The 13,308-nt window shown below is 63.0% G+C and carries 12 protein-coding genes and 1 tRNA gene; 1 reads left to right on the top strand and 12 read right to left on the bottom strand.

Translation table 11 applies throughout. The features are described 5' to 3' along the window. Nucleotides 1–10: 10 nt before the first annotated feature. From HX830_RS03510 to HX830_RS03495, 4 genes are all read right to left on the bottom strand, one after another. Nucleotides 11–469: a copper chaperone PCu(A)C gene (locus HX830_RS03510; protein WP_177099241.1), complete on the bottom strand. Its 459-nt coding sequence runs from the start codon at nt 467–469 to the stop codon at nt 11–13. Between the two features lie 29 nt (nt 470–498). Then, on the bottom strand, nt 499–1,104 hold the full coding sequence (locus tag HX830_RS03505; protein WP_152738990.1) for an SCO family protein: 606 nt from the start codon (nt 1,102–1,104) through the stop codon (nt 499–501). A 125-nt stretch (nt 1,105–1,229) separates the two neighbouring features. Next, nucleotides 1,230–1,640 carry a DUF2946 domain-containing protein gene (locus HX830_RS03500; protein WP_177098986.1) on the bottom strand — a complete coding sequence of 137 codons (411 nt, stop codon included), beginning with the start codon at nt 1,638–1,640 and terminating at the stop codon, nt 1,230–1,232. Between the two features lie 80 nt (nt 1,641–1,720). Further along, on the bottom strand, nt 1,721–2,161 hold the full coding sequence (locus tag HX830_RS03495; RefSeq protein ID WP_103494110.1) for a hotdog fold domain-containing protein: 441 nt from the start codon (nt 2,159–2,161) through the stop codon (nt 1,721–1,723). A gap of 146 nt (nt 2,162–2,307) precedes the next feature. On the opposite strand from HX830_RS03495, the gene HX830_RS03490 reads away from it, so the two are divergent. Further along, nucleotides 2,308–2,922 (top strand): TetR/AcrR family transcriptional regulator, encoded by a 615-nt coding sequence (locus tag HX830_RS03490; RefSeq protein ID WP_177098985.1) that lies wholly within the window; start codon nt 2,308–2,310, stop codon nt 2,920–2,922. Between the two features lie 101 nt (nt 2,923–3,023). On the opposite strand, the gene HX830_RS03485 is transcribed toward HX830_RS03490, so the two are convergent. The 8 genes from HX830_RS03485 to HX830_RS03450 form a co-directional block, all read right to left on the bottom strand. Continuing rightward, nucleotides 3,024–3,119: transfer RNA gene (locus HX830_RS03485), tRNA-Sec, on the bottom strand. Between the two features lie 114 nt (nt 3,120–3,233). Next, complete coding sequence (selB, locus tag HX830_RS03480; RefSeq protein WP_177098984.1) at nt 3,234–5,159, bottom strand: selenocysteine-specific translation elongation factor; 1,926 nt, start codon at nt 5,157–5,159, stop codon at nt 3,234–3,236. After that, nucleotides 5,156–6,643: an L-seryl-tRNA(Sec) selenium transferase gene (selA, locus tag HX830_RS03475; RefSeq protein ID WP_177098983.1), complete on the bottom strand. Its 1,488-nt coding sequence runs from the start codon at nt 6,641–6,643 to the stop codon at nt 5,156–5,158. The genes selB and selA overlap by 4 nt, the downstream gene beginning before the upstream one ends. An 83-nt stretch (nt 6,644–6,726) precedes the next feature. Continuing rightward, nucleotides 6,727–7,650 (bottom strand): formate dehydrogenase accessory protein FdhE, encoded by a 924-nt coding sequence (fdhE, locus tag HX830_RS03470; RefSeq protein WP_177098982.1) that lies wholly within the window; start codon nt 7,648–7,650, stop codon nt 6,727–6,729. Between the two features lie 4 nt (nt 7,651–7,654). Continuing rightward, a complete protein-coding gene (locus tag HX830_RS03465; RefSeq protein WP_177098981.1) occupies nt 7,655–8,308 on the bottom strand; it encodes a formate dehydrogenase subunit gamma in 654 nt (217 codons plus the stop codon). Beyond that, nucleotides 8,305–9,246, bottom strand: coding sequence for a formate dehydrogenase subunit beta (gene fdxH, locus HX830_RS03460; RefSeq protein WP_103494104.1), 942 nt, complete (start codon nt 9,244–9,246; stop codon nt 8,305–8,307). Before fdxH ends, HX830_RS03465 begins: the two co-directional genes overlap by 4 nt. After that, nucleotides 9,246–12,311 (bottom strand): formate dehydrogenase-N subunit alpha, encoded by a 3,066-nt coding sequence (gene fdnG, locus HX830_RS03455; RefSeq protein ID WP_177098980.1) that lies wholly within the window; start codon nt 12,309–12,311, stop codon nt 9,246–9,248. Before fdnG ends, fdxH begins: the two co-directional genes overlap by 1 nt. 176 nt (nt 12,312–12,487) lie before the next feature. Then, on the bottom strand, nt 12,488–13,243 hold the full coding sequence (locus HX830_RS03450; protein WP_177098979.1) for a TetR/AcrR family transcriptional regulator: 756 nt from the start codon (nt 13,241–13,243) through the stop codon (nt 12,488–12,490). Nucleotides 13,244–13,308 lie beyond the last annotated feature (65 nt).

Raw genomic sequence — 13,308 nt, 5'->3', positions numbered from 1 at the left:
GCGTCTACCTTCAGTGCATGTCGCCGTGATCGGCCATGCTGTTCAGTGCGCGGGCGCGGGCCTTGACTTCAATGGATTCCTTGACGCCCTTGGCGTTTTCCACCACCAGGGTCAGCGGCACTTCGTCGCCCCCCTTCACCTGCCCCACCAAGTCGATCAGCATCACGTGATACCCCTCGGGCTCGATGGCCACGGTCTTGCCCGCCGGCAACGGCACGAACTCCACCGGCTGCATGCTCATCACGTCATTGTCCATCTTCGACTGGTGGATCTGCACGATCTTGGCCACCGGCGATTTCGCCTCCAGCAGCTTGGCGTTGTCACTTGAGGTGATCCGCATAAAGGCCCCGGTCGAAGGCTGACCGGGTACGGTGGCGCGGACCCAGGCGTCATCCACGCGGGTTTGTGCAAAGGCCGGGACACTCAGCAACGCGAGCAGGGACAACATCAGGACGTTCAAGGGTTTCATGGCCGCAACCTTATAAATTCGAGTATTCATCAGCAGACTTCCATCACCGTGAGCAAGTCTTCGGCGCACTGTTTGGCCGACAGCGATGGCGACAGCCCCAGGCGCAGCACGCCCCGCGTGTCATAGACAAAACTGGTCGCCGAATGGGACAGCGTGTAGGTCGAACCGCTGGGGATCTTTTCGTAGAACACCTTGAATTCCTTGGCGGTGGCCGCGGTTTCTTCCAGGGTGCCGTAGAGCGCGACAAAGCTCGGGTCGAAGGCCTTTACATAGGCATCGAGGACCTTGGGCGTATCGCGTTCCGGGTCCAGGGTGATGAAGATCACCTGCAATCGATCGCCGTCCACACCCATCAGCTTCTTGGCCTGTACCGCCCTGGCCAGCGCGGTCGGGCAGACGGCCGGGCACTGGGTGAAGCCAAAAAACACCATCGGCATCATGCCGCGGTAACTGGACAGCGTTTTGACGTTGCCCGCGGTGTCCTTCAGCTTGAAGGTCCGCCCGAGGATCTCGTCGCTCAGGTCCTTGCCGTATTTGTACGACAAGCCGTTGGAGCTGTCGCAGCCAGTCAGCGCGCCGAGGCCGAGCAGGCCAAGGCCGGCAACGACCTGGCGGCGAGTCAGCAATTCATTCATGTTCTGTAGTCCTTCGTATGGAGCGATGTCGCGGCCTGGCGTTGCCGGATAAATGCACATTGACGCACATCAGGGCATCGGGTTTATCGGCAGCAGGTCGTTTCGACAATGATCGGTGCGGTGGATCAGACGCTGGCCTGAGGCGGTGCACGAGAACGGGCCCCCGGAAAAACCGGGGCCGAGGCTTGCTCGGGGATGAAGTGGTTGTGGGCAAAGCTGATCGGGACCAGTGCCAGGCGAGGTGCCAGGGCATGGGAGTCGCTCAGGGCCGGGTGTTGGAACAGCAGCGAGCAATAACCGCACTTTTCCCAGAGCATCGTCCCGTGATGATCCGCCGGGACGGAGTCTTGCTGCGCCACCGGGTTCAGGCCTGGCACGGCGCCGCAGATATCCTCGATCGCCGGACCGGCACCGTGGGCCAGGCTCAGCCCCTGCCCGATCAGCGGGCCGGCGAAGACCAGCAGCATGGCCAGCAAGCTGAGCCAGGCACCGGTGCGGCGGCGGCCGGACGGTCGAAGGGACGGGATGGGTTTCATGGGCGCAGAATGTAACACCGTCGCTGTGGCCGGTGGTGCGACAAAATGGCACATCGGGTGCCGCACCACGGGTTCAACGCTTACGCCAGCTTGACGTTCATGGTGATCCGCGCCGTGAACACCTGCACACCCTCCTCGTCACGAATGTCCACCACGACAATCTTGTCTCCCGCCGTCGACCAGTCGACCGCACTGCCATCGGCCACGGCGCGGACGTCGGTCTTGGCCTTGGCCAGGTACTCCACGCTCATGCCCTTGGGAATCCAGCGCGCACCCTCGGGAATCGACACATCGGTCATCACCCCGGCTGCCAGCTCGGCGGCGTTGCACAGGGCAATGGCGTGGACAGTACCCAGGTGATTGGTGATTTCCCGACGAAACGGCACCAGCACCTGCGAATGCCCGGCGCGTAGCTCGCTGATCAACGGGTTGATGGTGCTGAAGTACGGGGCGATCTGGCAGGCCATCTGACTGAATTTTTCCGGACCTGCACTGGTGAACATACTCAGGAACTGGCTCATCGGGTGTACCTCGGTGGGTGTCTTGTTCGGTTAACAGAATAATATTCTGTAAAAGAACAATATTCTGTTAATGGAAAATCTGTCAAGCTCAGGCTTCTGTTTCATAAGATTGCTGCCTTGCCACCGGACTTCAGGTTGTTGCTTCCATGGAAAACCTCGATCTTCTCGAACGCTGTTACCCGGGCCGTCGGGCCGAACTGAAACGCGCGATCCTGGCGCAGGCCCTGTCCAGCTTTAACGAGCACGGGATCGAAGCCACGACCATCGAAACCATCCGCGCCGAATGCGATACCAGCGTGGGAGCGATCTATCACCACTTCGGCAACAAGGAGGGGCTGGTGGCGGCGCTGTTTTTCGCCGCACTGGAAGACCAGGCCGGTTTGCGTGAGCGTTATCTCTCGGCTGCCGAGACATTGCAGGACGGTGTGCGGGCGTTGGTGTACAGCTATGTCGATTGGGTCGACGCGCAACCGCAATGGGCACGATTCCAGTTCCAGGCGCGTTTTGTCGTGGCCCAGGGGCCCCATGCCATGGAACTGGCCACCCGTAACAAGGCGCGTAACCGACAGTTGCGCGAATGGCTGGGCGAGCCGGCCCATGCCGACGGCCTCAAGAATGTTCCGGCCGAGCTGTTGCTGTCGTTGATTGTCGGGCAGGCGGAGAACTATTGCCGGGCCTGGTTATCCGGGCGGGTCCAGAGTCGCCCCGCGACTTTCCGGAACGAGTTGGCCGAAGCGGCCTGGCGCTCGCTGCAGATCTAGTCTTTCAAATCCGGATGCAGAAGCTTTGGGAGCGGAGCTTGCCCGCGAAGCTTTTAGCGACCTCACGGTCGTCTTCGCGGGCAAGCTCCGCTCCCACAAAGTGGCGGAAGGCAGCCGGAGTCGAACCTGCCCGGGAACGGATGCCGTCCCCAACCGGGTTTGAAGCCCGGCCGCGCCACCGGGCGCGATTGCCTTCCTTGAGATCTGTACGCCTGGACGAGGCCTTGGGCACGCTGCAAACCTGTAGGAGCCTGGTTTGCCAGCGAAGAGGCCCTTGAGAGCGCTAAAAGCTTCGCTGGCAAGCCAGGCGCCTACAGGTTTTGCGGCGCACTCCGGGCCAGTGCGTTGTCAGCACGAATAAAGCGCAAGTTGCCGACACGCCGGGTCAGGCCGATCCGATCGAAAAACTCCAATATCTGAATGCAGCGTTTACGTCCCAGACCCAGCCGATCACGAAAGGCGATCACCTGTACCGTCGGATTATCCGCCGCCAATTGCACCAGCATAGCCGCCAATTGCCGGACCGCCGCCTCCGTGTAAAAACGATCGTGCACCACCTGGTATACCTGCCCCAGCCTCGCCAGCTTGCGCAGCAGCAAGCGTACGGCGTTTTCATCCTGCCCGGTCGACAGTGCCAGGGCGCGTACCCACGGAGGATCGATTGCGCCCTGGTCCAGCAGCGGTTGCAGCTGTTGCCACAAGCTCTCGTCGCTTGCGTTCAGGCGGACCTGATGGTCGGGCAAATGCAACCAGGGGCCGCTTGCTGCAATCGCTGCGTCGTCGAGCAGCGAGTCCAGCAGGCTGATAAATACCGGTCGTTCCAGCGCCAAGGCGGCGAAACGCCGCAGGCGATCGCGGTCCGGCCCCAGTTGATCGGGCTCCAGGCTGTGAAAGCGTGCCAGTTGCGCGAGCAACGCGTCCTTCTGGGCTTGCCAGCCTGTGCTGCTGAACAACAACGAGCCTTGGCGCGTGGCGATCACACTGATATCGGCGGGCAGCGTCCAGCTGTTGCGCGGACGATTGAACTGACGCTCCAGGCGTTGCGGATCAAGCCCCCCGGTGCTGCCGGCAAGTAATGTCGGCAATACCGTCTCCAGGCTTTGGGCCTGCGCCAAGGCCTGCAACTGCGCCAGGCGCTCGGGGCTGCGGCGCTGACGGGTTGGCGCAAAGGGATCCAGCACCCGGCCACCACCGAGGGTCCGTTGTGCGCTTTGATCGCGCAACACCAGACGGTCACCGTGCACGGCCTGCAAGGGTGCATGGGTCAGCAACTGGGCAAAGGCTCGGCCTCCCGGCGCCAACTGCGTGGTATCCAGCAAAGCTACCCGGCCCAGTACATCCTGGGTGCCCAAGTGAATATGCACCGAACTGAAGTGTTCGAACCGGCGGGCTTCACTGGCGAGCAGTCGCAGTTCGATATCCAGCCGCTGGGTCGGGGCATGCAGCCACTCGGACAGCAGCCAGTGACCGCGATGAATCTGCTCGAGCGCCAGGCGCTCGGCACTCAAGTTCAAAGCGACCCGCTGCCCGGCGAACGCCTTGCTTGCCGCCTGATTCTGCGCGTGCAGTCCACGGACTCGCACCGCTTTACCGTTGGGTCCAAGGGCCAGGACATCACCGGTTCCAACGTGACCGGACAAAGCCGTGCCGGTGACCACGATACCGCTGCCCGGTACATTGAAGGCGCGGTCGATCGCCAGGCGAAAGCCGCCCTCATCACTGCGTCGCCGGACCTCGCCCTGGGCTTCGAGCAACGCCTGGCGCAAGGTCTCGATACCCTCACCGGTGACACTGGAAACCTCGATAAACGGTGCCCGGGCATAAGGGCCGGACGCCAGCAATGCCTGGATCTCGGTGCGCACCTGGGCCCTGCGCGCACGGTCTACCCGGTCGCACTTGCTGATCGCCACCAACGCCCGGGGAATGCCCAGCAGCTCGACAATCGCCAGGTGCTCGCGGGTCTGGGGCATCACCCCGTCATCGGCGGCCACCACCAGCAACACCAGATCGATCCCCTGGGCGCCGGCCAGCATGTTATGGATAAATCGCTCATGGCCGGGCACATCGATAAAACCGGTCAGCGCGCAGCCGGGCGCCAGCGAGGCATAGAGGTAACCCAGATCGATGGTGATGCCGCGCTCGCGCTCCTCGCGGCGCTTGTCGCCGGCCTGACCGGTCAGCGCCTGGAGCAGGCTCGTCTTGCCATGGTCGATATGCCCCGCCGTGCCGACGATCACCTCGTCCGACTCCCCTGCGGCCCGCTTTTTGTAGGAGCAAGCTTGCTCGCGATGAACGATGACGCGGTCCCGAGGTTCAACCCCGCAAGCTGCGCCACCCAGACCGCCTCGTCATCCAACTGACGCAGATCCAGCCACAAGGCATCATCATCGATGCGCCCCAACACCGGAATCGGCAACCCCCGCAACGCGGCCTCCAGCCCATGTAAAGTGCGCCCGCGCAGGCGCTTCGAGGTATTGGCCCGCAGGCACAAGGCCGCGCTGGGCAGCCGCGCCACCGGTTGGCTACCGCTGCCGATCATGCCCAGCGCCGGCATCGCCGAGACGCTCCAGCCCTCCCCCAAGACGTCGGCCAACAACGGGCGCAGACGCTCGGCCTGGGCAAGGATCTCCGCCTGGGGTCGGGTCAGCAGGCGCAAGCTGGGCAAACGCTCGGCCAATCGGTCCGGGTTACGGTACAACCCCAGCACCGCCTCCAGCGCGGCGAGGGTCAGCTTGTCGACCCGCAACGCCCGTTTCAACGGGTTCTTCTTGATCTTCGCGATCAACTCCTTGCGCCCGACAATCAACCCGGCCTGGGGCCCACCGAGCAATTTGTCGCCGCTGAAGGTGACAATATCGGCGCCGTCTTCCAGCGCCTGGCGCACCGTGGGTTCGGCGGGCAGGCCCCAGCGTGTGAGGTCAAGCAGGCTGCCGCTGCCCAGGTCTTCCAGCAACGGCAAGCCATGGCGATGGGCAATCTCTGCCAACCGGGCGGTGGGCACCTGGGCAGTAAAGCCCTGGATGTTGTAGTTGCTGGCGTGCACCCGCATCAACAGGCCGCTACGTGGGCCGATGGCGGTTTCGTAGTCTCGGGCATGGGTGCGATTGGTGGTGCCCACCTCATGCAGGCGGACACCGGCGCGGGCCATGATATCGGGGATGCGAAAGGCCCCGCCGATCTCGATCAACTCGCCCCGGGAGATGATGCCTTCCTTGCGTTGCCCGAGGCTGTTGAGGGCCAGCAGCACGGCGGCGGCATTGTTGTTGACCACGGTAACGGCTTCGGCGCCGGTCAGTTCGCGAATCAGGCCTTCGATCAGGTCGTCACGGTCGCCACGCTTGCCGCTGTGCAGGTCGAATTCGAGATTGAGCGGGTAACGGGCGGCGATTTGCATGGCGTCTATGGCTTCTTCGGGCAGCAGCGCCCGGCCGAGGTTGGTGTGCAGCACCGTGCCGGTCAGGTTGAACACCCGTTGCACACGGCTGCGGTGCTGGTTGAACAGGCGTTCGCCGGCTCGGCCCGCCAGAACGGGCGGGGTCAGTTCGTTGGCCGTGAGCTGGCCCGAACGGACCGGTTCACGCAGTTCATCGAGCAACTGCCGCAAGGTTGTCAGCAAGGCATCCCGACCATAGCGCTCGGCCAGGGGCTGGCAAGCGGGGTCGCGCAGAAGGCTATCGATGGAAGGCAGACGTGGCGGGACAGCGGCAAGGCTCGAGGACATCAGCGGTTTCCTGAAGACGCGATGCGGAAACCTGAGTGTAGACGCCTCGCTCGTTCCTTGAGGGAGGGGCACGACGCCATCGCCTAATCGCCCCCTGGCGCCAGCAACAGATTCGGTGCCTGGCGCAGATACCCTTCCTGATCGAGACGAATATCCAGCGCCAGGCTGGTGATATCAGCTGACAGCGCCTCGGCCTCGGCATCTTCTTCCAGATAGAGCAGCTTGAGATAGCTGTTACAGCCCGGGCAGATTTCCGCCCGTAACGGCGCATGACCGGCACCATGGCCGTCATCCCCCAGGCTCAGGTACTTGAGCCCCTTGCTCTGTTCGCAGTAGATGCATTTGACCCGTACCACATGCCACTCGCAGGCGCACAGTGAACACACCAGGTAACGCAGGCCATTGAACTTGCCCCGGTGGCGGATCACCCCGGCCATGGCCGGCGAACCGCAGGCCGGGCATTGGCTCAGGCTGTCGCCGGGTTTCAAGGCCAGGTTCGGCACGCTCAGCAGCCAATAGCTCCAGGCCGCCTGCAAGGCCGCCCCGAGAAACGGCACCAAGGCTGCCGGCAGGCCGGAATACTGGCCCCCGAGCAAGGCCAGCGCCCAGACTTTACGTTGCCCGCCCCGGGTGTCCTGCAAAGTGCTGATGGCCTGTCGCACGGCGGGGACACGGGTGGCATGACCCGACAACAAGGCGTCCAGCCAAGGCAGCCAAAGGTCTTCGCGTACCAGGCTGTCAGCAGCCAGCGGCGGCAGGCCATGCTCCAGGCACAGCCGCTGGCGCTCAGGATCGGGAAGCGCGGTGCTTGGCGGTTGATCCAGCAGTTGCTGCTGCACCCGACAAAGCCCGGCCACCAGTCCGATATATTCGGCCAGCGGATGCCCGACCGCCAACTGCTCCAGCCGCGCTGCGCGCAGGGCGAACAGCGTCGGCGGCGGCAGATGCAGAAACGGCGGCGAACTGGCCGAAGCCTCGATCTGTCCAGGTTCCAATATCGTGCTCAAGCGCTTATCCCTTTTTCCGTGGCTCGGCGGTCGAGGCCTCGTTCCGGGTCACCTCGCGGTACCACAACTCATGGTGTTTGCGTGCCCAGGCACGACTGACCCAGCCATGCAGCATGGCCCCGACCGAGCCCTTGATCCAGATACCGGCATAAATATGCACGAGGATGCTCAACACCAGTACGAACGCCGCCAGGGCATGGAGCAACACCGCCAGGCGAATGCTGCCGATGCCGAAGTACTGGCTGAAATACGCCCGCCAGATCACCACGCCGCTGAACAGCAGGACCAGCATGCAGGCCAGCAGCGTCCAGAACAGCAGTTTCTGCCCGGGGTTGTACTTGCCGATCGGCGGTACGCCCTCCTCCTCGTTACGGATCACCCGATCAACCCGTTTGAGCCACAAGCGGTCGTTGGCGATAAAGAAGTTGGCCCGCCAGAAGCGGATCACCAATCCGAGGAACAGCACGAACATCAGCAGGCCCATGAACGGATGCAGGATACGGGTCCAGGGACCGCCGCCGAACAGTTGGCTGAGCCAGAACAACGACGGGTGAAACAGCGCCAGCCCGGACAGACCGGCCATAAAGAACAGGATCGCCACCAGCCAGTGGTTGGTGCGCTGGTTGGCGGTATAACGCAGGATCGGCTTGTCGCTCATGGCCGTGGCTCCTCACCGGTTTTCGGATCAAAGACATGCACGCTCGGATCGACCTGATGGACGCTGCTGTCCGGGGGCGCCGGATGCTCGTCCTCCTCCACCCGTTGCGGGCCGATGCGCACGTAGTGGAAAAAGCCCGCCAGCACCGCCGCGCCCATCGCCAGCAGGCCCAGGGGTTTGCTGATGCCTTTCCACAATTCGACGAAGGGGCTGATGCTCGGCTGGTTCGGCAGGCCGGCGTACAGCGACGGCTGGTCGGCGTGGTGCAGCACGTACATCACATGGGTGCCGCCGACCCCGGCCGGGTCGTACAAGCCGGCCTGGTCGAAGCCGCGGGACTTGAGGTCGACAATGCGTTCGGCGGCGTGTTCCTTCATGTCCTCCTTGCTGCCAAAGACAATCGCCCCGGTCGGGCAGGTTTTCACACAGGCCGGCTCCAGCCCCACCGCCACCCGGTCCGAACACAGCGTGCACTTGTAGGCCTTGTGGTCCTTCTGCGAGATGCGCGGTATGTCGAAGGGGCAACCGGTGATGCAGTAACCGCAACCGATGCAATGGTCCTGGTTGAAATCGACGATGCCATTGGCGTGCTTGATGATCGCCCCCGGGCTGGGGCAGGCCTTCAGGCAGCCGGGGTCGGCGCAGTGCATGCAACCGTCCTTGCGGATCAGCCACTCCAGGTTGCCGGCGGCATTTTCATGCTCGGTGAAGCGCATCAGGGTCCAGCTTTCGGCACTCAGGTCCTGGGGGTTGTCGTAGGTGCCATGGTTATGGCCGACCTCGTCGCGCAGCTCGTTCCATTCCGAACACGCCACCTGGCAGGCCTTGCAGCCGATGCACTTGGTGGTGTCGATCAGTTTGGCGACTTCTTCCTGCTGGCGCACGGAGGGCGGCAAGGTGGTGGTCGCCGAACGGGCAATGATGTCTTGGCTGGCCATCAGATTTTCTCCACGTTGACCAGGAATGACTTGGATTCCGGGGTCTGTGAATTACCATCGCCGAGGAACGGCACCAGGGTGTTGGTCAGGTAGCCATGCCGCGCCACCCCGGTGAATCCCCAGTGCAACGGGATGCCGATGTGGTGCACGACCTGGTTGTTGACCTGCAGCGGCCGAATCCGTTTGGTCACCACCGCCACCGCCTCGATATGCCCGCGCTTGGAGCTGACCCGCACCCGGTCGCCGGCCACGATGCCCTTCTCCTTGGCCAGGAGCTCGCCGATCTCGACGAACTGCTCGGGCTGGGCAATGGCGTTGAGCTTGCAGTGCTTGCTCCAGAAGTGGAAATGTTCGGTCAGCCGGTAAGTGGTCGCGGCATAGGGGAAATCCTTCGCCACGCCCAGACTGTCCCAGACCGAATCGAAGATCCGGGCCGCCGGGTTGCTGGTGACCTTCTTGTTGTCCGGGTGCAGCGGGTTGATGCCGATGGGGGTTTCGAACGGCTCGTAATGCTCCGGGAACGGCCCTTCGGCCATCTTGTCCACGGCAAAGAACCGCGCCACGCCCTCGGGGTTCATGATGAACGGGTTCATCCCGGCTTCCGGCGGTACATCGGCTTTGTAGTCGGGCACGTCGGTGCCGCCCCAGGCCTTGCCGTTCCACCACACCAGGCGTTTTTCCGGCGACCAGGGCTTGCCCTGGGTGTCGGCGGATGCACGGTTGTAGAGAATGCGCCGGTTCATCGGCCAGGCCCAGGCCCAACCCAGGTGCTGTTTCATGCCGTAGGGATCGCTGTTGTCGCGCCGGGCCATCTGGTTGCCCTGCTCGGTCCAGCTGCCGCAGAAGATCCAGCAGCCCGAAGCGGTGCTGCCGTCGTCCTTGAGCTGGGCGAATCCGGCCAGTTGCTGGCCGGCCTTCATCGCAGTCCCCGTGGCATCGGTGAAGTCCGCGCTGGCGTAACCGTTGATTTCTCGCGCCAGTTCCTCCGGTGACGGTTCATCAGCGATCTTGTACGGCCAGCTGAGCTTGAGGATCGGCTCGGGGAAAGCGCCGCCATCGGCCTGATAACGTTTGCGCAGACGCAGGAACAGTTCGCTCATGATCTTCACGTCGGTGCGGGTTTCCCCTGGCCCCTCGGCGCCTTTCCAGTGCCATTGCAGCCAGCGGCTGCTATTGGTCAGCGAGCCATCCTCCTCGGCGAAGCAGGTGGTCGGAAAGCGAATGACCTCGGTCTGGATATTGCCGGTGTCGACATCGTTGTAAGGTCCGGCGTTGCGCCAGAACTCCGAGGTTTCAGTGGACAGCGGATCCATCACCACCAGCCACTTGAGTTTGCCCAGCGCCGCGGTCACCCGGTTCTTGTCGGGCAGCGCGGCAATCGGGTTGAAGCCCTGGCAGATATAGCCGTTGACCAGCCCCTGGCCCATCCGGTCGAACATGCGCAGGATGTCGTAGCCGGGGTTGTCGAGCTTGGGCAGCCAGTCGTAGCCCCAGTGGTTTTCGGCGGTGGCATTGGCGCCATACCAGGCTTTCATCAGGCTGACATGGAACTTGCCGTAGTTCTGCCAGTAGGACAACTGGCCGGGACGCAAGGGTTTGAGGGCGCGCTTGGAGATATAGGTGTCGTAGTCCTGCTCGGCATCGGAGGCCAGGGTCAGGTAGCCGGGCAGCGAATTGGACAACAGCCCGAGGTCCGTCAGCCCCTGGATATTGGAGTGACCGCGCAAGGCATTGACCCCGCCGCCGGGCATGCCGACGTTGCCCAGCAACAGCTGGACCATGGCCGCACTGCGGATGATCTGCGAGCCGATGGAGTGCTGGGTCCAACCCAGGGCATAGAGAATCGTCATGGTCTTGCCCGGTTGCGAGCAGGTGGCGATTTCGTCCCAGATCTTGCGCATGGCGTCCTGGGGCATGCCGCAGGTCTGGCTCGCCAGTTCCAGGCTGTAGCGGCTGTAGTGCTGTTTCATCAGTTGGTAGACGCAGCGCTCGTGTTGCAGGCTCGGGTCGATCTTGGCGAAACCGTCCTCGCCCAGCTCATACCCCCAGGAGGACTTGTCGGTATAGGTGCGGCTGGCCGCGTCGTAGCCGCTGAACAGCCCGTCCTCGAAGCCGAAGCCGGCTTTGACGATAAACGATACGTCGGTGTAGTTGCGCACATATTCGTGCTGGATCTTGTCCTCGGTCAGCAGGAAATTGATCAGCCCGCCCATAAAGGCGATATCGCTGCCGGTACGGATCGGCGCGTAATAGTCGGCCACCGAGGCGGTCCGGGTAAAACGCGGGTCGACCACGATCAGGCGTGCCTGGTTGTGGGCCTTGGCTTCGGTCACCCATTTGAAGCCGCACGGATGCGCTTCAGCGGCATTGCCACCCATTACCAGGATCAGATTCGCGTTGGCGATATCGGTCCAGGTGTTGGTCATGGCGCCACGGCCGTACGTCGGGGCAAGACTTGCCACCGTCGGGCCGTGTCAGACACGTGCCTGGTTGTCGAACCCCAGCATGCCGAGACTGCGAATGACCTTGTGGGTCAGGTAACCGGCTTCGTTGGACGCCGCCGAAGCGGCGAGAAATCCGGTGGTCAGCCAGCGGTTGACCGTCTGCCCCTGGGCGTTCTTCTCGATGAAGTTGGCGTCGCGGTCGGCCTTGATCAGGTCGCTGACGCGGTCCAGCGCTTCATCCCAGGAAACCCGGGTCCATTCCTGGCTGCCCGGCTTGCGTACCTGCGGGTACTTGAGGCGATCAGGGCTGTGGATGAAGTCCAGCAGGCCGGCGCCTTTGGGGCACAGGGTGCCGCGATTGACCGGATGGTCGGCATCGCCCTCGATATGGATGATGTCCTGGACCACGTTCTTCGCGGTATCACCCTGGCTGTACATGATCAGCCCGCAACCGACCGAGCAATACGGGCAGGTGTTGCGGGTTTCATGGGTATGGGTGAGTTTGAAGTGGCGCACTTGCTCGGCGAAGGCAGGCGTCGGGGCCATGCCCAACGCGGCCAGACTCGAGCCTCCAAGGCCGATGGCGGCGACCTTGAAGAACTGACGACGGTTGAGATCCATCGCGTACTCCCGATCAGGTGAAGGTCCCGGTCAGGTGCCGGGCTCTTTGAAACGATCACGGTGGCGGCACAATTGCCGTCAGTTTCACTCTAGCCATGATTGGCGATTGTGCGACGTGACCTGATCATCGGTATCGGCTCAAACATGGGCGCGCCAATACACGAGGGATCAATCCGCTATGGTTTGCCGGCCACCTTGGCCGTGACCGGCACGCCCTGCTGGCGAATCGAGCGTTGGGTCTGCAGCACGCGCTCCAGCGCCTGCTCGGCTTTGTGGTCCTGCATCGGCGCATGGATGGCCGCCGAGACCAGGCTGATCAGCTTGGCCATGACTTCGGCATCCGTGGCCGGGCGCCCCAGGCTCATGGCCTGCATCAGGAAACGCAGCTCGGTCCCGGCAATCACCCCGGAAATCGCCTTGAGGGCGAATTGCAGGCGCACCCCGACTTCATTGCGCGGCATATCCGGCAGCGCCAGGGCGAAGGCCTTGAAGAAACGCTCGAAAACCGGCTGGTAATGCTCCTTGAGGTACTCCTGGATAAAGGGTGAGGTGTCGCTGTAGACCCGCCCCAGGAAACGAATGAAGGAGCGGCTTTCATCACCATCGCCGCTGCGTTCCAGGCCCATGGCCGGGGCGAACAGAACCCCCAGCAGGGTCTCGCAGTCCAGCGGGCCGTCCGCCTGTTCCTCGCATTTGGCCAACAGTTCCAGGCGCTGCTCGTTGAGCGGCCCGAGGCGCTGCATGAGCAAGGCGGTCATCAGGGAATCCTTGTCCCCGAAGTGATAGTTCACCGCGGCCAGGTTGACCTGGGCGCGCTCCGTGATCTGGCGCAATAACACGGCGTCGTAGCCGTATTTGATAAACAGTGCCTCCGTGGCATCCAGTAGTCGGGTCTTGGTGACATTCGGGGCACTGAGTTTCTTTGCGACCATATGTGAGGAGCCTTTGCGGGGTGAAAATTTGACCGGATGAACAGTGTTTTAAAAATAAATTTGAT

Source organism: Pseudomonas gingeri (assembly GCF_013385425.1).
Taxonomy (GTDB): Bacteria; Pseudomonadota; Gammaproteobacteria; order Pseudomonadales; family Pseudomonadaceae; genus Aquipseudomonas; species Aquipseudomonas gingeri_D.
Note: the sequence above shows the minus strand (reverse complement) of the source record. Positions and strands in the feature narration are given on the sequence as shown.

What these genes read in the sequence shown, in the direction of transcription:
- HX830_RS03510 (WP_177099241.1), bottom strand. Translation starts at nt 469, where the DNA reads ATGAAACCCTTGAACGTCCTGATGTTGTCCCTGCTCGCGTTGCTGAGT.
- HX830_RS03505 (WP_152738990.1), bottom strand. Translation starts at nt 1,104, where the DNA reads ATGAATGAATTGCTGACTCGCCGCCAGGTCGTTGCCGGCCTTGGCCTG.
- HX830_RS03500 (WP_177098986.1), bottom strand. Translation starts at nt 1,640, where the DNA reads ATGAAACCCATCCCGTCCCTTCGACCGTCCGGCCGCCGCCGCACCGGT.
- HX830_RS03495 (WP_103494110.1), bottom strand. Translation starts at nt 2,161, where the DNA reads ATGAGCCAGTTCCTGAGTATGTTCACCAGTGCAGGTCCGGAAAAATTC.
- HX830_RS03490 (WP_177098985.1), top strand. Translation starts at nt 2,308, where the DNA reads ATGGAAAACCTCGATCTTCTCGAACGCTGTTACCCGGGCCGTCGGGCC.
- selA (WP_177098983.1), bottom strand. Translation starts at nt 6,643, where the DNA reads ATGTCCTCGAGCCTTGCCGCTGTCCCGCCACGTCTGCCTTCCATCGAT.
- HX830_RS03465 (WP_177098981.1), bottom strand. Translation starts at nt 8,308, where the DNA reads ATGAGCGACAAGCCGATCCTGCGTTATACCGCCAACCAGCGCACCAAC.
- fdxH (WP_103494104.1), bottom strand. Translation starts at nt 9,246, where the DNA reads ATGGCCAGCCAAGACATCATTGCCCGTTCGGCGACCACCACCTTGCCG.
- HX830_RS03450 (WP_177098979.1), bottom strand. Translation starts at nt 13,243, where the DNA reads ATGGTCGCAAAGAAACTCAGTGCCCCGAATGTCACCAAGACCCGACTA.